The sequence below is a fragment of the Tenacibaculum sp. TB-56 genome, assembly GCF_059716275.2.
The window spans coordinates 1,077,942-1,098,704 of the sequence record NZ_CM201367.1 but is presented as its reverse complement, the minus strand read 5'-3'; the positions used below and the strand labels follow the sequence as shown (position 1 = coordinate 1,098,704).

At 30.4% G+C, this 20,763-nt stretch carries 20 protein-coding genes; 2 read left to right on the top strand and 18 right to left on the bottom strand.

Annotated elements, in window-relative coordinates:
* Positions 1 to 41: 41 nt before the first annotated feature.
* The 5 genes from AC3VI6_RS05305 to AC3VI6_RS05285 are packed head-to-tail and all read right to left on the bottom strand — an operon-like array spanning position 42 to position 6,519.
* Positions 42 to 1,061: a hypothetical protein gene (locus tag AC3VI6_RS05305; RefSeq protein WP_497705414.1), complete on the bottom strand. Its 1,020-nt coding sequence runs from the start codon at positions 1,059 to 1,061 to the stop codon at positions 42 to 44.
* Between the two features lie 10 nt (positions 1,062 to 1,071).
* On the bottom strand, positions 1,072 to 2,088 hold the full coding sequence (locus tag AC3VI6_RS05300; protein ID WP_497705413.1) for a hypothetical protein: 1,017 nt from the start codon (positions 2,086 to 2,088) through the stop codon (positions 1,072 to 1,074).
* Between the two features lie 50 nt (positions 2,089 to 2,138).
* The gene (locus AC3VI6_RS05295) at positions 2,139 to 2,564 is read right to left on the bottom strand and encodes a hypothetical protein (RefSeq protein ID WP_497705412.1); all 426 of its coding nucleotides are present in this window, start codon (positions 2,562 to 2,564) and stop codon (positions 2,139 to 2,141) included.
* A 28-nt stretch (positions 2,565 to 2,592) separates the two neighbouring features.
* A complete protein-coding gene (locus tag AC3VI6_RS05290) occupies positions 2,593 to 4,467 on the bottom strand; it encodes a hypothetical protein (RefSeq protein ID WP_497705411.1) in 1,875 nt (624 codons plus the stop codon).
* A gap of 12 nt (positions 4,468 to 4,479) precedes the next feature.
* The gene (locus AC3VI6_RS05285; RefSeq protein ID WP_497705410.1) at positions 4,480 to 6,519 is read right to left on the bottom strand and encodes an MORN repeat-containing protein; all 2,040 of its coding nucleotides are present in this window, start codon (positions 6,517 to 6,519) and stop codon (positions 4,480 to 4,482) included.
* Between the two features lie 342 nt (positions 6,520 to 6,861).
* Here AC3VI6_RS05285 and AC3VI6_RS05280 point away from each other — a divergent pair, with 342 nt between their 5' ends.
* Positions 6,862 to 7,854, top strand: coding sequence for an IS110 family RNA-guided transposase (locus tag AC3VI6_RS05280; protein WP_497705409.1), 993 nt, complete (start codon positions 6,862 to 6,864; stop codon positions 7,852 to 7,854).
* Between the two features lie 133 nt (positions 7,855 to 7,987).
* On the opposite strand, the gene AC3VI6_RS05275 is transcribed toward AC3VI6_RS05280, so the two are convergent.
* Positions 7,988 to 9,061 carry a BamB-related PQQ repeat family beta-propellar protein gene (locus tag AC3VI6_RS05275; RefSeq protein WP_497705408.1) on the bottom strand — a complete coding sequence of 358 codons (1,074 nt, stop codon included), beginning with the start codon at positions 9,059 to 9,061 and terminating at the stop codon, positions 7,988 to 7,990.
* 192 nt (positions 9,062 to 9,253) lie between these two features.
* Between AC3VI6_RS05275 and AC3VI6_RS05270 the strand changes: the two genes are divergently transcribed.
* On the top strand, positions 9,254 to 10,309 hold the full coding sequence (locus AC3VI6_RS05270; protein ID WP_497704953.1) for an IS110 family RNA-guided transposase: 1,056 nt from the start codon (positions 9,254 to 9,256) through the stop codon (positions 10,307 to 10,309).
* Positions 10,310 to 10,649: 340 nt separating this feature from the next.
* Here the strand turns inward: AC3VI6_RS05270 and AC3VI6_RS05265 are convergent, their stop codons facing one another.
* From AC3VI6_RS05265 to moaC, 12 genes are all read right to left on the bottom strand, one after another.
* Positions 10,650 to 10,991: a hypothetical protein gene (locus AC3VI6_RS05265; protein ID WP_386410840.1), complete on the bottom strand. Its 342-nt coding sequence runs from the start codon at positions 10,989 to 10,991 to the stop codon at positions 10,650 to 10,652.
* 182 nt (positions 10,992 to 11,173) lie between these two features.
* A complete protein-coding gene (locus AC3VI6_RS05260) occupies positions 11,174 to 11,815 on the bottom strand; it encodes an SMI1/KNR4 family protein (RefSeq protein ID WP_497705407.1) in 642 nt (213 codons plus the stop codon).
* 222 nt (positions 11,816 to 12,037) lie between these two features.
* Positions 12,038 to 12,823, bottom strand: a complete 786-nt coding sequence (locus AC3VI6_RS05255; RefSeq protein ID WP_497705406.1) for a hypothetical protein — start codon at positions 12,821 to 12,823, stop codon at positions 12,038 to 12,040.
* 154 nt (positions 12,824 to 12,977) lie between these two features.
* Positions 12,978 to 13,523: a DUF7010 family protein gene (locus tag AC3VI6_RS05250; protein WP_147862357.1), complete on the bottom strand. Its 546-nt coding sequence runs from the start codon at positions 13,521 to 13,523 to the stop codon at positions 12,978 to 12,980.
* Positions 13,524 to 13,748: 225 nt separating this feature from the next.
* Positions 13,749 to 14,519, bottom strand: a complete 771-nt coding sequence (lnu(I), locus tag AC3VI6_RS05245; protein WP_262318285.1) for a lincosamide nucleotidyltransferase Lnu(I) — start codon at positions 14,517 to 14,519, stop codon at positions 13,749 to 13,751.
* Positions 14,520 to 14,799: 280 nt separating this feature from the next.
* A complete protein-coding gene (locus AC3VI6_RS05240; protein WP_497705405.1) occupies positions 14,800 to 15,843 on the bottom strand; it encodes a DUF4932 domain-containing protein in 1,044 nt (347 codons plus the stop codon).
* Positions 15,844 to 16,117: 274 nt separating this feature from the next.
* Positions 16,118 to 16,606, bottom strand: a complete 489-nt coding sequence (locus AC3VI6_RS05235; protein WP_497705404.1) for a VOC family protein — start codon at positions 16,604 to 16,606, stop codon at positions 16,118 to 16,120.
* A 75-nt stretch (positions 16,607 to 16,681) separates the two neighbouring features.
* Positions 16,682 to 17,497: an AraC family transcriptional regulator gene (locus tag AC3VI6_RS05230; RefSeq protein WP_497705403.1), complete on the bottom strand. Its 816-nt coding sequence runs from the start codon at positions 17,495 to 17,497 to the stop codon at positions 16,682 to 16,684.
* A gap of 168 nt (positions 17,498 to 17,665) precedes the next feature.
* A complete protein-coding gene (locus AC3VI6_RS05225; protein ID WP_068483073.1) occupies positions 17,666 to 18,058 on the bottom strand; it encodes a VOC family protein in 393 nt (130 codons plus the stop codon).
* Position 18,059: 1 nt separating this feature from the next.
* Positions 18,060 to 18,575, bottom strand: coding sequence for a ClbS/DfsB family four-helix bundle protein (locus AC3VI6_RS05220; RefSeq protein ID WP_068483076.1), 516 nt, complete (start codon positions 18,573 to 18,575; stop codon positions 18,060 to 18,062).
* Positions 18,576 to 19,164: 589 nt separating this feature from the next.
* Positions 19,165 to 20,277: an NTP transferase domain-containing protein gene (locus AC3VI6_RS05215; RefSeq protein WP_497705402.1), complete on the bottom strand. Its 1,113-nt coding sequence runs from the start codon at positions 20,275 to 20,277 to the stop codon at positions 19,165 to 19,167.
* Positions 20,270 to 20,746, bottom strand: a complete 477-nt coding sequence (gene moaC, locus AC3VI6_RS05210; RefSeq protein WP_274635007.1) for a cyclic pyranopterin monophosphate synthase MoaC — start codon at positions 20,744 to 20,746, stop codon at positions 20,270 to 20,272. Before moaC ends, AC3VI6_RS05215 begins: the two co-directional genes overlap by 8 nt.
* Positions 20,747 to 20,763: the final 17 nt, after the last annotated feature.

Below are 20,763 nucleotides of genomic sequence, written 5' to 3'. Positions count from 1 at the left end.
TATAAGGATGATGCTATATGCTATTTTGAAAAGTCCGGCTTTCATAAATTTTCTAAATATTGTGTTCCTTCATCAATACTAACTCCTACTAAATTTTTAAGAAAAGTTGCTTTGTGTAATTCTATTATAGCATTTGCCTTTAGTTTCTTGTAAATTTTTTCAGAAACATTAATACTTTCTGCATTGGTTGTCACTCTAAATTTAGTAGAGCTTGTATTAGAAGTCATTGTTAACTTGTCGATTACTTGTACTGTAGTTATTTGTTTTAGATTTCCGTTTCTATTGAATTTTGCATACTTATTGATTAGAATCAGTAATTTAATTGAAGTATAAATAAAGGCGATTATTACAGGAATTAAAAAAATGAATATTCCTTGCCATAGGGTAAACAATAAAATGCTGTAAATAGCTATGTAAATTAATGCTCGTCTTACTTTTTTAAAAAATTTTTCTTTCACTAAATCAATTTCACTTTGGCGCATTGGCTTAGTAATGCTTTTACTCTTAAAAGGGGAAGAATAAGATGTTTTGGCAGTATTTGTAATTGGATTTTGATTTTTTTCTAAAATAGTAAAAGCTAAAACTTCTTTGTTTTTTGGGCTAGATTCTAAATACACTTTGTCGTTAACGTTTACTTTTGCATATTTTGAATAAGGAACGCTGTGTTCTTTATTATCAATGGTTATATAATAATAGGTTCTGCTAGACTTGTGTCTTGTATTTGTGCCCATTTTGGTATTATAACTTCTTGATTTAGTAGTGTGTTTGTCAACACGTTTATCGGTAATAATACCTGTGTAACAGTGTTTAATACCGCGTTTTAAATCGATATAGGTATTCCAAAATATATAAGAAAAAATACCAGCAAAGAATACCAGAAATATAGAAAACATCACTATAGGAATTCCACTAAAGTTATCTGGTTTTATAACAAAAAAATAGATGAAAGAAAATATAGCACTTGCAACACCTAAGAACAAAACAGCAAATAAGTACTGTTTTCTAAGTTTATTTCTGTCTTGAGAGGATAGTGGTTTTATTTCAAAATTGTTAGTTGTCATTTTATAAATGTTATGGGATATTTATAAATGTAATATCTTCTTTAAACTCTGAAAATAGGTTTTCATCGAAAGCTGTACTACCTACAACACTGTTATTATTAAAGGTTGTTTTATAAAAACTAACGCTAGAAATGGTTTTAGTTTTTATATCAACTATTGCTTTAGCATATTTTATTTTCTTACCCGAAGCATCTTTTTTGTACTTGTAAATTTTTATTTCAAAAGGGATTACTTTGTCTAAATTTTTATTGTAAAATTGCCAAGTTTGGTTACAATGTTGTTGTAGATTGAACGGAAGATTATCTTTGGGGGCTTCTTTGTTAAATCGTTGTATACCTCTTTCTAGTTTGCTTTTAACACGTTCGTCGTCTATAAGTTCAAAACCAATGTATACGTTTTCGTTATAGATATGTAATTTATAATGTTTTTTTGGCTCTGTGTAAGAGAAAATTTCTTTATTTTTTAAATAAAAATGGTTGGATATAACATTTGATGTATCGCCTTGTTTTTTTGAAACTACTTTTTTAAATAAATGTCCTTTTTGGGTATATTGATGTGTGATGACAGTTTCATCTACAGTACTGTTAATTTTGTAAAGCAAATTGTCTTTATATTCGAATTTTACAGTATTCGTATTTCCGTTATTTAAACGAATTTGCTCACTGGTTAAGTTACCATTGTCATCATAGGTGTAGTAATGCTTTTTATTTAGGGTAGAATTACTATACTTCCCAGTTTTTTTGTGTAATCTCCCCTTTTTGTAAGTGTTTTTTACTTTTCCCCACAACTTGTTTTGCTTATTTCGGTACTCATAGCTTTTCATAGCACCTTCACTGTTAAAGCTGTAGCTACTAATTTTTGATACCACTACACTATCATTTTCAACATTGTAGGTGGTGATTTCAACTTGTTTGGTGTTTGATTCAAATTCATAATCCTTAGCGTTTATTTGTGGTAGGGATTGAGCACTTGCATTAAAACTAAGTAACAATAGAATAGCTGAAAATATATTAATGGTCTGGTTCATTGTGTTTTATTTTAATAGCATTAGTATTTAATTGCCTTTGTTGGCATTTTCTATTCTCTTTTTTTATTAAGATATCTTTCACTTGCAAACTTCAAAGACATTTTTATATCAGAGGTTATATTTTCATAAATATAATTCCTGAAACTTTCATTAATAACCATGTAAATTCTAAAGACTAAATATGGTTGAACAGTGAAAAGCTCATTTATGACATATAATAATTTTTCTTTTTGTACATACGAGGGTACCTTATATTTATAAAACGATCTTCCCATATCATTAACATATTGCACAACACTATCTTGATTTTTGTTAAATGAATCAATAAATGCTTCGGCTTCTGGTGAAAGTAATTTGTAGCCTTTATTTACTTTCGAAAGTTTATCGTAGGGTGAATTATTTTCTTTTTCTTGTGAATAAACATTAATAATTGAAAAGAGTATAATTAAGCACCATAATTTTCTAAGTGTTTTCATAAAAGGTAGTTATTGTGATTAAGTTTTTTTAAAAAGTTAGCAGTCTATGCTCATTACTATTTGCCGGGATATTTCTTATTCCAGTACCGTTACAAACTGGACAAGTTACCGTTTCTAAACCATCATAAACCGTTTCTTTTACAGTATACTCTATAGGGTCACTGCTGCGAGTAGTATAATAATAATCTACTATAGCTCCTTCAACTTTTCTAACTTTAGTTGTGGTTCTAGGTATAGATTTCTTTACATTTATTTCTTTATGCTTGTCACGAGTGATGGTTTTAGGACAAAATTTGGTAGTTGTTGTTTTTGTTGTATACTGATAGTATATAGGTCCAGAGTTTTTATCTAACCAAACAGGCTCATTAAAATCTCCCATTACTTTAATAGCTCTCTTAGTTGTGTTTACTTCTAAAATTTTTACTTGGCGTTTTATTTTGCTTATATAAACATATGAATTGTAAATAGGAACTTCTGTAAAAGGCATCTCTCCATAATAAACACTACTTTTATATATGAGTGGCTCTTGTCCAATGTATGCAAAACCTTCAACAGGTATATGTTTCCATCTATTACCATTTATATATGTTTTTCTTGCATTATCAATATTCAATTCTCTTCCTTCTACTAATGTGCCATTTTCAAAAACACCTGCAGCACCTTTAACACGAGCAGCAAATGCTTTATAATCCTCATCATGGTTACTTGGACGACTTGAATATTGATCATTATAAAGTCTGGTTATATTTACTTTATAACCCATACCGTGTAATTTTCCATTTTTAAAAGTACCAACTTCTAAATATGAATGATCTCCTTTAAAAATAGAATCGGTTGTGTGAAATTTGATTCCATAACCATTAAGATTTGTAGTGTCTTTACTATGAAGATAACCATCCATTGTTGGCCAATGTATAGCTTTGCTTTCTTCATTTTTGATTAATGGGTAAGAATAAGGGTAATAAGTCATCTTAACTGACAGGTTATTTAGAAGGCTATCTATTTGTGGTTTATCAGTTTCATTTGCAGGAATCGTCATTTCGACTTCTCCATCAACAACCAAAGCCCATTGATAAGGTGTTTTAGACCACGGTTTCTCTAAAAAAAACACACCTCCGTTACCGTATTCCATAAATAAGGTAGGCATAAAACCAGTAAATGCACCTTTACCACTTGCATCATATGTACCAACAGTAGAAAGACCTATATACTTATGTCCATTTTCAAAATTTATTATTGAGGTCTCTTTAGACAAAGGTGAAATAATAAGACTACTTGGTCTAGTTGGATAAATCATATTTGAATATTTAGAACCCAAGCCTTCTGGTAGCATAGCATTTAATAAAACATCGTATTCACCATTAGCTCTTCTTATAGTTATACGGTTGTATTGACCAGACTCATCTAATTCTTCACTATAAAGAACACTACCATCTTCATAATATAAATTACCTTCAGGTTTAATAATAAACCCTTCAATATCTTCTATGCTAGCAAACAGTTGACCATTACTTTTGTAACGAATATCTGAAGTAGGCTTAATAGCTACACTTGAGTATCTTGGTGTTTTAAGACCTTCTCCATAAGATTTATTTTTATTTATATAGAGCTTACCTGATGTAGTAAGCCATCTACCTCCCAAAATAAAAGTAATCTCATCATAATTCTTCTTATTTTTTTTAAAAGCTAAATACTCTCCAGCAACTCTTATAGTGTTATTGTTAACTAGTCTATTGTATGCTGTCCATGATAACCTCTTAGTTTCTTTAAGTTCTTCTAATCTTTTATTGCTTAAAAGATAGTATTTCTGGAAAATTCCTTCTTTATTAAGACCTTGTGCAAAACCAAAGGATATATTAAGTAAAAAAATACTTGTTGTGAAATATATTATTAATTGTTTCATTATTGCTTGTTTTTAATACGCCGTTTTAAGTGTGCCATTTACCCAATAGCCTTTACTACTTATTTGTTTGTTTTTGTTTAGGTAAACACCTAAACCGTGTCTTTGTCCTGTTGAAAAATTACCGTAATACGTTGTGCCAGTACTTTTGTAATATTGTACGCCTTGGCCACTAAAATTTTTATTTTGTATTTCGCCAATGTAGCTATCTCCCGATGACCATCCGTAGGCGCCAACTTTATCTATTTGCCCATTAGTAAAGAAGCCCACGTAAGTATCTCGATTTGCAAATTGATAAAAGCCAAAACCATTGCTACAGTCTCCTATACAATTACCAACAGCACGTTTGTTTTTAAAATTAGCAGTAATCATGTTACGGGTTTGCTTACCTTTTTCGTAATAACCTGCTTGTAAAATTTCGCCACCTTTTTTTACATAACCATAACCGTGAAACGTACCATTTTTAAACTGCCCAATGTAGTATTGTTTGGTATCATGCCATATAAACATGCCAAATCCATTTCTAAAACCATCAATAAAATTACCTTCGTAATAATCAGCGTTGTCGCTAAAGGTTTGTTTACCAAAACCATTAGCTTTTCCGTTTTTAAAAAAGCCCTTTAGAATATATTCATCGGTTTTTAACTCGCCATATCCATCTTCACAATTTCCTGAAAGACAAGTTGAGGTGTTTTTTGGTGTTTCAGTATTTTTTTTTGCAATTTGATATGTGTCTGTTGTTTTATTGTATTTCCTACCTGGATGAACTGTTTCTTTTTCTGCGTTTTTTAAATTAGGAAAATAGTAAAGAGGTTCATTATTTTTAAAAAGCACAAAATCATTATTATTGTAAGCAAAGGTGTATTCAGAATTTTTTAAAGCCATTCCTTTTTCAACAAAAATTTTTGTTTCATCATTTATCATAAAGAAAATATTGTCTTCAGATTGTAATTCTTCAAGCGGAAGAAACACCTTATTTATATTAGGAGTCATTTTTACAAAAAATGTTTTATCTAAAAAATCATCATAACAAATCGCATTGTTAAACTGATTGTAAATCTTTAAACTTTTATTTCTAAGATAGAATTTGTTTGATATACTAATGCCTTTATAAAATAAATAAAAAGATTGTCCAATAAACTGCAAGTAAGCATGTGTGTTTAAATATATGGTTTTAAATACTTGCTTTTTACCAGATTTAGCTTCGTCAAGTGCGTTACGAATAATCATATAGTTTTCCTGAAAAGGGTTGTAAACCATAACATCTTTATCATTAATTAAACGCGTGTTTAAAAAATTTACAATTTTGTTATTTACGTACAGTTTACAATTATATAAATCATTCATTCTATATGAACTTTTCTTGTAAATAAGTGATAATTTGGGTGTGTTGGCTAATTCACTGTAAAGTATCGTTTGGTTAAAACCAGCAATTGATGTATTACCATGTTTATCGAATGTTGGCCCAAATTTTACAGTGTTAAATGCTATTTTATGGCCCTTCCTGAATGCGTGTTTAATAGTATTAAATTTTTCTCCGCCGTTTGTTTTATTCTCTTCTACGTAAAGTACATCACCTTCTTTTTTGTAGGTATAATTTATTATTAGAATGTTTGATGTTTGTTTTATTATGCGGTTTAAGCTATCGTACTCATAAATAATGCTATACGTATCATGTTCTTCTTTGATTAGCAATCCTTTTGGATTATAATGAAATTTTATGGTTTTCTTCCCTAAACTAGCATACGTTTGTTCTGCTATATAACCTTGGTCATTATACTTATAGGTTTCACCTTCTGTATTGTGTAGTAGTCTGTTATTTTCATCATAAATAAAGACTTTAGAGTTTACTAGCTCATTAGAGCTTATTAAATAACCGCTTTCAGAGAAAATAAAATGATCATAACCATAAACATCTCCTTTGAGATTAAAATGTTCAAGCTTATATTTTACAGCAATAGGATTTAAAGGTGCATTTATAAAATCTACTTTTTGTGCAAATGCAGATGATAATAAACCAAAAAGTGTTATTAGTAGAATACTTTTATGTTTCATATGATATAATTAAGGTTACCAATTTAGAGTAGTTATTTGATTAAAAAAATACGACGGATTACGTATTTTTTTGTTTATATAAATGTTTTTTTTTTGGATAAGTTTCAGAATAGATTACGGTTTTGTTTAATTGGCTACAACGGTCTCCTTTACTTTGATATTATTAAATTTAACAAGAGTAGAGAGGAGAACTCGAACGGTCTTTAGGTAATACCTATTACACGTAATAGTCCTCTCTACTTCTTGCACGACGTTTAGTTGAACTACTTGGAATACCTAGCCACTATGGCTCATTAAAGGAAATAGTTGCAAAACGTCATTAATCATTAATTTTTTAAATATATGAAAAAAGTAAGAGATGTAATTGGGATTGATGTATCAAAAAAGACCATTGATGCCACCTTATACAACAGTAGGCAACATGCGGTATTTTCAAATGATGAAGAGGGATATGAAGAGCTTATCCGATGGAGTAAACGCCATTTAGAAACATCAGAGTATTTTTTCTGTTTTGAAAATACAGGGAATTATTCCTTAAAGCTATCGGTTTTTTTGTCGTCACTATCACTTATTTATGTAGAAGAAAGCCCTATACGAATTAAACGTAGTACAGGTCTTGCTAGAGAGAAGACAGATAAACTAGATTCCTACATGATTGCCCGATTTGGATGGATATACCGAGAAGAATTAGAACCCAGTAATGTAAAGCCAAAAGAGTTTCAAGAGATTGGTAGGCTTTTAGCTTTGCGAGATCAAATGGTAAGAGACCGTAGTGGTTTAAAATCTACTTTAAAAGAGCAAAAGCATTTGCTTTCAAGTCCTTCAACAGACCCTTGTTGTAAGATATTAGAACGCTCAATAAAGTACATTGACAAGCAAGTATTATCTATAGAGAAACGTATGAAAGAATTATTAAAGACAGATGATAAGTTACAGCACAACTATGAGTTGTTAAGGACTGTAAAAGGAGTAGGTCTGATATTAAGTTGTCAATTACTTTATCATACATCCAATTTTATGAAATTTAATAACTGGCGTTCATTTTCAAGTTATTGTGGAATCGCCCCATTTGAATATAGCTCAGGAAGCTCTATTAGGCGACGAAAACAAAGCCACTATATAGGCGATAGAAAAATGAAGACATTATTAAGTATGGTTGCTGTTTCAGCGATACAGTCTGATCAGGAGTTAAAGAATTATTATCACAGAAAGTTAGAGGAAGGCAAACATAAAATGATTGTATTAAACAACGTTAGAAATAAAATTTTAGCACGCAGTTTTGCAGTAATTAAAAGAGGTACTCCCTTTGTAAATATAGCAGCAGTAAATTTCTAAAAAAAACTTGTTTTTAACCTTGGAATACGTATAACCGCAGTTACGGACAAATTTAGCGAAAAATTTCAAACGAGACACAGACTTTAGCAATTCCGAGTGGATTCGGACGAAGTCGAATCCGCCGTAATTGCGGTTATACAATGTTATGCAACGTTTTTACTTTTAGAGTATTAGGTTCGATTGATGAAATTAGAGTATTTTCATTGTGAACTAAATCAATACCTCTGAAATGATTAAATTTTTGTAATGCGCTATTAGAACTACTTTCAATAGTTTTATTGATTTCTCCCGTTTTTTTATTTATCAAGTGTACCGATATATAATTATCTTTTAATGTTATTATGAACAGTTCATTTTGTATTAAACCTAGTTTTATTATTTCTTCAAAAGATTTTTTCCACGTTTTATTACCTTTAATCAAATCATAACAACTTAAAATAGAGGTGTTATCATTGTTTTCTTTTTCAGCGAAAAAGAAACTATTATCTGATTTTATTTGTTGCGGTTTTGAACCAGTAACTTTTTTAAACCTTTTTATTTCTTTATTTTCGATTAAGTCAAATATGACTATTTTACTACCATAACTACCTGATATTAATTTGTCTTTAAAAAATATAGGTTCAGTTCCAATAGCCCAACCTCCTGTAAATTTGTATTGATTTTTAATGTCTAAATTTTCAATAAATAATTCTAAAATTTTGGAATTACTTGTAGAAATAAAATATCTGTCTTTGTAGTTAGTAAGTTTTGAGTCAAACCAACTAACTCTTGGTTTTTTTGATTGAATTTTCTTTCCTTTTTCAAAATCTAATTCCATTAATTCTCCCCAGTTTGAGAAAAATAATCTATTGTTTAATATTGTTATTTCACCACTAAAGTTTTTGAATGATTTTTTCCATAAGGTTATTCCTGTATTTATATTTAAAGCTAATAATTCTCTTGTTGTACATCCAATGATTTTATCATTATGAATTACAAAATTTGTTTCTATTCCAATAGTGTTTTTATCATTAAATTCTCTAACCCAGTCAACCTTATTCTCATTTAAATTATAACAAACAATAAATGTGTTATTTCCGTGAATACAGTGATTTATACCATTAGTATTAATTCCAAAAAATAACTTTCCATCTTTTAATATTGGAAATACAGGAAGAAAATCACTCTTGTTATTTGATTTTGTAATTTCTTTTAGGTTTACTTTCATCTCGAAGTTAATGTTGCATAACGGCCTTGGCTATGATTTCGTTGCGGAAAAATACGCAGGATTTATTCCGTTGTAGCTCAAAGATAGAAAAAAACGTGGAATTTTCGAGAGAAAATTCCGCCGCAATGAATTATAGCATCCATGAAAAAGCAGTAAGACGAGTATCTTTAAAGTTCACAAAAACATAAAGATATGAATACTCAAATTACTGCCGACACTAAATTATATATAGGAATTGACATACACAAGCGCAGCTGGAAAGTTCATTGTTCAACAGATCTATTTTCTGGCAAAAGTTTTAGTATGCCACCAGACCCTTTGCAATTGAAAGCTTATGTTGATAGACATTTTTCGGGATATGATGTAAGTACAGCTTATGAGGCAGGATGTTGTGGCTATTATGCCCATCGTTGTTTTGAGAGTTATGGCTGGCGCTCTTTAGTAGTTAATCCTGCCGATATCCATCGTAAGGGGAAAGAGCGTTTTACAAAGACCGATCGTATAGATGCACAGTTGATTAGTAGAGAATTGAAAGATGGTCGATTAAGTAGTATTTATGTGCCCGATGAGCATCGCGAAGCTTTGCGTAGTTTATTTCGTAGGCGTAATGATTTGGTAAAGGATTTTAGACGTATCAAGAGTTACATAAAAATGCAGTTGCTCTACTTTGGAATAAAAGTTCCAGAACAGTACGATAATGACCATTGGAGTCATGGTTTTCGGGGGTGGTTAGATGATATAATATTTGAATATGCAATAGCAAAAGCAAGCTTAGAGAGTAGGATGCGTTATTTTCGATTTGTAGATGAAGATTTACGTTTAGTTAGTAATCAGTTAAGAGCTTATTGTCGTAAGCATTTTAAGAAAGATTATTATTTGCTTAGAAGCATACCGGGTATTGGTGGAATTGTAGCTTGTGGAATTATTAGTGAATTAGGAGATTTACGCAGGTTTAATAGCATAAAACACTTGGCAGGTTATGTAGGGTTAGCTCCAGGTATTTATCAGAGTGGTGATAATTATAAAACGATAGGTATAACGCCACGAGCACATCGATTAATGCGATCATATTTTATAGAAGCCTCATGGCAGGCGATTCGAACAGACCCAGTGATGCAGCATTATTACCGAAAGCATTATGGTAAGGATACTAAGAAGATAATCATAAAGATAGCTCGTAAGTTACTTAGTAGAACTTTGGCCGTTATCAAAACAGAGACTCCTTATGAGATAGGAGTTATAGAATAGTATATAAATCAATAACAAAGCTCAGAAAAGAAGTATTTAGAGTCCATATCACAAAACAACGTGGGTGACTTCAAAATTAACCCGAAGATCACATTTTTATAGCAAGTGGCTGGACTTATTATAACTTATAATCATACAGATGCTGGTGACGACCAATAGAGTTGATCACATATAGGATGCGGAGCAAGTTATAAGGTATTGAAGTATTGATAATCCTTCGGAATTATCAACAATTCAACACCCTAAAATTATTATTATGTAAGAATTAAAAATAAATATAGTAACTTTGAAAAACTAGACTAGTGCTTTTCATAGGAGCCGGTGTTGTGTGTAGTATTTTTTATTTTTCAGTCAGTTTATTTATTTCACGTTTGTTTGGAATCCATAACCACATTCCTATAATTCCTAAAAACAAAATCATAAACGTATTGTTTGTTTTTGTCTTTTTTTTAATCGGCATTTTTGTCCAATTAAACCAGATAAAAATTCCTGCAACAATTAAATTCAGAGTCCAAATCAGCCAGTTTGCTTTATAATCAAAGTCGAGTTTAATCCACAGTTTTGTGTCCGCAAAGATTATAATCATATATCCGATTTGGATTAAAGTCAGAATGATTAATAAAATCCGTAATTTTTTTAAATCCGATTTAAAATTTTCCTTTATAGTTTGTAATTCAGTCATTTTTTAGTTCAGTTTACGGTTGATTGGGATATTACACACAACGGTTTTGTGTATGGTTTCGTTGCGTGGTTTAAGCACTAAAGTTAGCAAATAAATCACAGATAGAAAGTCCGCGAGGACTTTCGTAAGTAGGCTAGAACTAGCAATGAATTATACACGGTGTTACCTGCTGGCTTTTTTTATTAAAACATTTTTTTCAATCTGTTCCAGAAACCTTTTTTATCTGATGAAAATTGGCTTTCCGGTGTTGTTTTTTCGATATTTTCTTTCAATTCCCCATTTGTATTATGCAATTCCATTAGTCTGTCAATTTCACTTAATATCATTTCATTCAAGTTATTCCATTCATTGAGTGGTTTTGTATCATTTTCTTTACAACGATAGACTTTATTATTATTTCTATTTATGTACAAATGTGAACCATTTCCCCAATCATATCCACCAATAAAAAAATATTCGGACTTTGCGTTTTTAGGTCTTTCATAAAGATTAGTTGTCAAAATTGAGAATGGTAATCGATTTTCGATTTCTTTTATTCTGTTGTATGATGTTCTCAATCCATCAAGACAAAATGTTGTGTTGAAAATATGAAGTCCATTTGAAAATTGTAGGAACTTTTTATAGTCTGTTGGTATTTCAGTTTCTAATTCTCGTTCAAGCCTATCAATTTCCTCTTTATTTAGTCCTTTGTATATTGAATGTAAATAAGCTAAAGGTGCAATGTGAGGTGCTTTACCAATTAATTCAGTTCCATTAGATTGTTTTTCAACACCTAATTTTTCATAATTGGATAATCTATTTCTAATTTCTTTTCCTATGTTCATCGGTTTGTTCAGCTTGCAGGTAACGTGTTTGTATATGATAAGTAGCGTGCAAATTAGCGATTTCTTTTCCGTCCCGCCACAAGCCAAATCTTTTGCATTTTGATTTTATCTTACTTTTCAAAAAGCCAAATCAAAAGATTTGGCGACATCGTAAATATACCAAAATTTGCGGGTTAGGGCAGAGGAAGCTATTTTTTATATACGGTGTTGCCACAAGTTTTATCACTTCATAATCATCTTTAAATATTCAGATGCTGTAAAATTTACTATACTTATTAAAAGACAAATTATAGAAATCCATAATAATGGGTTTTTGAAACTAAAATTTGCAGGAGTATTTAACTTTCGAAATTTGCTAAAAAAAACGATAAGAACACATATAAGATAAGGAGCTATATTTTTTCCTAAAATATATGAAAAATTATAACCATAATATATTTCTCTACTTAAAAAAAATGAAATTATACATAAAAAGATAAGTGGAAAACCTATTGATTTTAAAATCAATTCCTTTTTAGATTTTGGTTTAAGAAAGATATAAAGTAAATAAGATAAAATTATAAAAAACCAAATAGTTCCTCTTCCTATACAAGCTATATATAATGTAAAAATCAAAGAAAAAAATAATATAAAGTATATATAACTTTTATTATTTGAATTCAAGTTTTCATTAGATTCTTTTGGCGTATTTTTAATTTCTAAATTTTTATTATCGGAATTTGTTGCTTTATTTTTTTTGTTAGAAGTGATTTTTTTCAAATCTTGCTTTAAAGATTCATCACTTTTAAAAACAAAAAAATAAATTCCAATTCCCAATGTAATTATAAAAATCAATACAAAACTTTGATAATTAATACTTAACCCAAATAGGTTAATTTCATAAAATTTTAAAGGCACATTATCATATCCAGCAGCAGGAGAACTTTTAGTAATTAAACCATAAATCAACATCAAAATAGAAAATAATATAATAATGAATGCTTTTTTTTTATTTTTTAAGTTTTCCATTTTATTAAATTTGTGGCAACGGTCTCGTATAACCGTCAGTTACGGATTAATATGCGTTAATTTTCGGTTTGGCACTGACTTTAGCAATTCCGAGTGGATTCGGACGTAGTCGAATCCGCCGTAATTGCGGTTATACATTGTTGTGGTGTCGTTTTTATTCAGTTTTCTTTCTGTTTTTTAAGATTATTAATGTAATGACATAAATTAAAACAATTGCAAAAGGAATAGCTATAAACCTATATTCGGGTAAAAGATACCAAAGAGTTAGAACTGTAATGATTCTAGTCAAGGTGTGAAAAATTCCAACCCAATGTTTTATAATCCAAGAAAATGGCAACCACATTAATCCAGTCAGAATTCCTACAGTCATTGGAAGAGAAGAATAGTCAACCAGAAAAAATGGTATTGCAATTGAATAGACAAGTATCGCTTGTCCAGCCGTAAAAAGAAAAAGAGTGTCGAATTCGTTTTTCGGTTTACTTTTATCTAGGAAATTTTCACCTGTGAATTTTGAGAGAAGCAGACCTAGATATACAATACTTCCGGTTCCAATAAAAATTGACCAAACTGCTATAAAGTCAGAAAAAAAGATTCCGATTAATCCAATTATAGTCCATATAATCAAACCAGCTAATGGTGTAGCAAGAAATTTTTGATTGATAAATTCAATCCGCTGTTGTTCAAGTGTTCTGTTGTTCATTGGTTAATTCAGTTAGTTTTTTTCTTATAGATTTTATGATTTTTCAAACCTCAATGTTTTCGCAAATGTCAGTTTTTAAATGCACCACAACGGTCTCGTGTATGAGTAGTAGCGGATTTCTACTCACAAACCTTTCGGTTTTGCACTGACCTTTGTTTTATGTTTATACTTTCGTTTTATCACTTAAACCGCTATTACTTATACACAATGTTGGCGGTAGTTTTTTTATTCAATTCTCCTTAATAATCCCTTTAATTTTGCTTCAACTCCAAGATTATCAAAAAGTTTTTCAGTCAATGTTAGTGTATTCTTGAAAGCTGTTTTAATATCTGTCGGGTCTAAGCTTGATGTTGTCTGCTGAAATAATGAATACCACTCTGGGTCTATGTCTTTCTCTAAACTTTTTGTAGGACTTTCCCAATGTTTAGTTTGAGATGTCTCAATTCTGATTAACCAAAGTAAGTATTTTTGAGTATTTGATAAACTTTGGTAAGCGTGAGCAAATTCCTGTCGTTTAATTAAGTTGCTTGTTGTCAGTAAAACATTCAACAATGATTGACTTAACCACAAGGTGTTTTCACTTGTTGTTCGGTCAGGTATTTTAGTTTTGATTTCTTTGAGAGTGTTAGTCAATAAGGCTTCTTTATCTACTAAAATCATTTTGTCAAAGTCGCTAAACTCTACCAAACCGTCCCACGATTTGATAACTTCCATTTGGTCGTTTGTCAAAAAATGAAATTCCCCCCTTATCATATTTTCAAAAATAGCAACTTCACTTCCATACTCGTTGGTAAAATATAATGCCAAAGGATGAATTTGTCTTACCCAATTTTCAGCCGAAAAATTTTCTTTGTCCTTTAAGAAGATATAGAACTCAATATCTGAATATTTATCTCCTTCATTTTTGGTAAATGACCCGTACATAAATACGGCAGAAATATTTTTATCAATTTGAGCTATTGACTTTGTTTTGTCAATCATTTGTAACTGTGTCATTTTCTAATTTTTTAATATTTATACTTACCCTTTCTACTTTGCATTGTAAAAGGTATTTCAATTCTTATTCTACCTTACAGTTACTTATATCTTCATTTTCTTGATTGTTTTTCGTTGTTAATCGTTTCTTCAAATTACCGCCAACGGTTTTGTGTATGGTTAGTTGCGTGTTTAAGCAACTAATTTAGTAAACAAAAACGAACGCGAGAAAATTCCGAAGGAATTTTCCAAATAGGCAACGACCAAAGCAATTAATTATACACGGTGTTGCCAGTAGTTTTTATTTCATTCGTTCAATTAAAATCGGATAAAACTTATTAAAGTTTGGATATTTATTTTTGTTATTTTCATATTCTTTTAAAATTCCTACGATATTTTCTACCAATGAAAATCCAATAGATTTTTCATAATCTAAAAGTTCTTTAGCTTTTTCTGTTCCAAAATTTTTCTCTGTTATTCTTATAGTTGTTGCTCTTATCAAAAGTTCGTTAAAAACATATTTCCATTCGCTATAACCCTCGTTTTCTCCAGTTTTCTTTAAACTTTCAGTATAATATTTTTCTTTAAGATTCTCTATTTCATTGTGATATTTTACCATTAAGGGATTTACGAATGAATGACCGAATTCGTGTAAAATCAAATCCATTTCAAGAAATTCCTTTTCAAAATAAGGAATATGTTCAATTTCGCCATTTGGTCCAATTATAGCATAAACTTCTTTTTTTCCATTTTCTACGAATTCCGCATTAAAACCTCCTGAATGAACTAATGGTGAAAGAATTAAATTATATGAACCCAATTCAGTTCCGTAATAACTTTCTAAATATGTTGGAAGCTCTTGAATAGATTTGGATTCTTTTACTTGATTAATAACCTTTTCATTCAATGGTTTTATTTCAGTTAAATATTCTTGAAATAATGAATCTTGATTGAAAGAAATAAACTCTTTTTTGAAATTTTCAATAAGATAATCGCTTTCGCTTTCAATAAAAGGATATGGTTCTGCTACTTCTCTCACTTTATTTAATTCAGGAAATTTTCCGAACTGTAAAGCCCAGTCAGTAACTTTATAAAAATTAAATCCGTGTTTTTTAGATAATGTGTCAAATAAAACCACTGCTTTATGATTCTTCAGAGCATCGAGTTTTTTTCTCAACTTTGATTTATAAAGATTATCGTGATTACTAACTAAAAAGTAATTGTCTAAAAATGCTATTGAATAGATTGTCTCAATCCTTTCGTCAATTGTAATGTTTAATTCTGATTTTTGTCCGATACTTTTTAATGAAGCTAAAAGTAGAATTAGTAAAATAGTTTTTTTCATTAATTGTGTTTTCAAATAAAGACTAATTTTGTTTCAAATAGTTACAGTTTCTCAAATTACTGGCAACGGTTTTGTATATGGCTCGTAGCGTGTAAAAAGGTACTGTTTTTTCGGTTAAGCACAAGCCAAATTTTTGAATTTTTCTTTTTTCCTTATTAACGCAAAAAGCCAAATTCAAAAATTTGGCTTTTTGGCAAATAAGCACTAATTTTTAGTAATTAACTAATTAGCTATGAGCTATATACGTTGTTGTGCGTTCGTTCTTTTCCCGCGTTTAGTTCGGGGAATGTAGTCCCATTTTATTTCCCTCCGAGTCAAGAAATAGTGCGTAATATCCACTATCGTCTGCGTGAGGTGATTTCGGAACAATTATCTTACCACCATTTTTCTCCACTTTATCAAGAATGACCTGAAGATTATCTCCACCATTCAAGTATATAGTCACTCCATTAGCCGAAGGTTTATCTCCTTCGGTCTTAACGATAACTCCTGTAACAATATGCTCTTCATAAGGGAATATTCCCATTTCCATTTCGGGCATTTCTATTTTCTCAATGTTAATGTCTAAAATTGCCTGATAAAAATTTACTGCTCGTGAAATATCCGTTGCTGGAATTTCAAAAATTGAAATATGACTTTTCATTTCTTTTGTTTTTTGATTAATATTAGGTTCAACCGAGTTAGTTTCGGTTTTAGATTTGTTGTTACACGCTGTAATGCTAAGGAAAATAATTATGGCTGTACAAAGAATAGATTTTTTCATTTTGTCCATTTTGATTTGACAACACAAATTTAGAATACTTGCAAATACTAAAATTGTAAAAATGCGACACGCTGGCTATTTGTAGAAAAGTGAAGAAAGTACCATTTTTTCGTTTCCTAAAAATTCTTTAGGGTTAATGCCTGTAAACTCCTTAAAGTCTTTTATAAAATGTGCTTGGTCAAAATATTCACTTTCGTATGCAATTTCTGTTAGGTTTTCTACCTTCTTGTTAAGTAACATTTTTAGGGCAGTTTGTAGTCGGATTACTTTTCCTAACTGTTTTGGACTAACTCCAATTTGCTTTAAAAAATTTCGTTCAAGTTGTCTCCGTTTTGATATATCTTCTTTGAGAATTGCAGTTATAGAAGCACTTCCGTTTGTTGCCAAAAGGGCATCAATTGTTGTTTTTACGATATTGTCAATTGTTGATTTTTCATTTAATTTGGCTAAAAGAAAATTTTCAATAATTTCTATTCGTTCACTACTATTGGTTGCCTCAATTATTTTTTGTTCCAATTCATTAGCCGTTTTTTCTCCAAACAATAATTGTATTGGTGTTTCCTTATTTGCCAAATTCTTAATCGGGATTGTTACAAAATTCGCAAAACCGTAAGGATAAAAACGAATTGCGAAAGTATTTACATATCCTGTCGGTTCGATATAGAAGGGTTCAATTGTCTGTCCAAGAACCATTGCACGAGGTTGTATAATGAATTCATCTTCGGAAGTGTACCTTTTAATGTCGTCTCCAAGTATAAAAGCCATTTCAATTGTTCCGTCTGGAATTATCCGCTGTTTTTGGGCATCAGATTCGGCAGAAACTTCTAAAGTCCAATAACAACTGACAATAGATTTCAAGTCGGAATTCGGTTTAAAAGTTTGGTAGTTCATTTATAGTACGGTGTTTTTTTGAATGACGCACAACGGTCTCGGCTATGAGCAGTTGGGGATTTTATGCCCTAACTTTTCGGTTTAGCACTGACCTTTGTTTTATGTTTATACTTTCGTTTTATCACTTTAGTCCCAATTGCTTATAGCCATTGTTGTGCGTTCGTATTTTTAGTTCTTTATAGGTGTACAAATTTCAATTAAAAATCCATTATTATCTAAAACATACCCCACTTTCTGTCCCCAGGGTTTTTCTACAAGTGGTTCAAATTCAGTTGCACCTGCATCAATCGCTTTCTTAAAATCCGTTTCGATATTTTCTGTTGTAAATGCCATTTCTACTCCGAACGGCTTTTTTGACTTATCTATTTTTTCAAATCCTTTCTTGAAATTTGAAATTCCAAGTTCAAAAGAAGCAAAGGCGATTGTTGTTTCTCCTGAAATCAATTCTCCGTAGTCGTTTTCAGGCGTTACAAATTTCTTTTCAAAGCCAAATGCTCTTTTATAAAATTCAATCGTTTCGACTACGTTTTCAACGTAAATTATCGTGTAAGCGTATTGCATATTAATTTATTGTTTTTAAAGTTTTTTTCCATTTTCGCACTCTACTTCTGGCGTTTTTATACGGTGAAGAAGTGTTGAACTGTATCATTTTTCCTTTTGTCCATTTGTCGTACCAAGCATTTTCATAAAGTTCTTTGTTCGTATTACTTTCAATCAACTTGAGGATTTTATCTACGGTTTGGTCTAATTTATTCAGCAAATCGGAATAGTCAAGATTTTCATAATCTGAATAGAATTTTTGTGCAAGTTTCCCCAATTCATTCCATTTATACCCTGTTTCGGGAAAATCAACTTTTTCTCCGTTTTCTTTTTTGTGATTCCATTTTAATACCAATTCTCCCCAGCCAATGAGATAAGCAACCAAATCGGAAATACTCATTTTCGTTTCTTTGGCGTGTCCATCGAGTTCTTTTTCTTTGGTTAATTCCGTTGGAATAGTTTCCAAGTCCTTTTTCAGTTTGGAATAGTTGTTTTTGATTTCAAAAATCAATTCTTCTTTGTTTTTTGGAATTGCCATTTGTTGGTTTTGGTTATATGACGCACAACTAGTTTATATGCGTATGTTTTAGCTTTATAGTTTCCTTTTTTGGAAGGATATGCGGAATAATAATTGGTTTTTATACGACTATGATTCAGCAATTTTAAAAGCAAGTTTTCTTCCTTATAAAAGTATCATAAAAATTATAAAGATTCAAACGGGTTTTTTACAAATTCTTTCATTTCCCTATTTTTTACAAAAAATGTATTCCAGAAGAAACAACTTTTTAATGAATACAAATTTTATACTCATAGAAATTTATACTCACTTTTATATTCATTTTATACTCAGTCTAAGTTTTTGATATTTAGGTTTTTATATTATTATTTTTATAGTGAGTATAAATAATACAAAAAATATATAAAAGAGAATGTAAAAAATAATTAAAGGGTGTTTTTTATAAAAAAGGTAAAAGACACGTGTCAAATTTGTGTCAAAAAAGGGTATATTTACCTAAATATTGTAAATAATAACGATTGAAAACTAGATAGTTAAGTTTTTCGATTTTTTAATACACAGTCCCACCTTTGGTACAAAAAAGCACTTAAATCTAGATTTAAGTGCTTTTTTATTTTGAATTGAGCTCTTTTTTAACCTGCTCGAACTCTTCAGGAGTGTTGATGTTTCTTATTAAGTTATCGTCAACTTCAATAATCTCAACATCAGAATTAATGAGCATTTTACGTGGGCACGAATATCCTTGTGCTAAATAAGCTAATAATTTTCCGTAGGCTTTTGGTTCGTAAATGGTGATTAGAGGTTCAGGAAATTCTTTGTTTCTTCCTTTAACGGTAGTGGCTACTTTAGCAGGATTTCTCTTTTGTAATAACAATTGAATAAGCTCATTGTTTACAAACGGAACATCTGTAGCCATGACAAGCCATGCTGAGTTTGGATCTTTTTGAAAAGCAGAGCAAATACCTCCAAACGGTCCTAAATTTAAAAAGGTATCATGAATTTCATTCTCTTTTTCTGAGGAGGCTTGAACAGAATAAAAAATTTCTAAATTGTTGTTTTCTAGCAACTCTTTTACGTGTTCTTTTTGTGGTTTTTTATAATACATCAACTCCGATTTGTTACGCCCCATTCGTGTGCTTTTTCCGCCTATTAAAACCAATCCTTTTACGGGAGCAATATTTTCTTTAATGAGATTATGTATATGATTAGATATTTTATCAACCTCATTAATTGTATAAGAAGTACTATTTTTGATGTTTGGAAAACGTTCTAGTAAACAATCAAAATATTTTGAGTTTTCATTCAGTTTAATTACAAATTGAATACTCGTTAGTTGGTCTAATCTCTTTTTTACAGAAGCTTCCTTTTCATCATCTAAAATTAAAATTTGTTTAGCTCCTTGGTAATGATTTCCATTGATGAATACTAAATCATGATTGTAAAACTGTAAGCGTTGTTCGTATTTGTTTACTGAAGAAGTAGTCTTTATTTGTAAATTTCCTTCATGATGAAAGGTGTATTCAGTTAGGGTGTTTTGCTCAACATCTTTAGCATGTGAAGCATCAAAATACCCTAAGTTATAGTTCGATAATTTTTTTGAAACGTTATGAACTAAATCAGCGATAACCCCACACTTAGTTCCTAAAATAGCTACTTCATTAGGAGCAAAATTATCATTATGTTTTTTAACTAAGTTTGTATGTTTAGTATGCTTATCATCCATTTTTAATATCCGATTTACCACCTGTTTTTTCTACTAACTTTACTTCTTTAATTACCATTTTTTGACTGATAGCTTTACACATATCATAAATAGTTAAACAAGTTGCTGAAGCTCCAGTAAGAGCTTCCATTTCTACTCCTGTTTTACCTTCGATGGTTACTTTACAAAAAACCCCCACATGCTCATCGTCTACAATATTGATATCAATGTCCACACCATTGATTAACAAAGGATGGCACATTGGGATGATATCAGAAGTTTTTTTTACGGCTTGAATTCCAGCAATGATAGCTGTTTGAAAAACAGGTCCTTTTTTAGTGATGAGTTCATCATTGGTAAAATGACTCACAATTTCTGAACCTAAAAACATAGTTGCTTTGGCAATAGCGGTACGTTTCGTGATTTTTTTATCAGAAACATTTACCATTTTAGGTTGGTTTTGCTCGTTTATATGGGAAAAGTTGCTCACTTTATATAAGTTTTGAA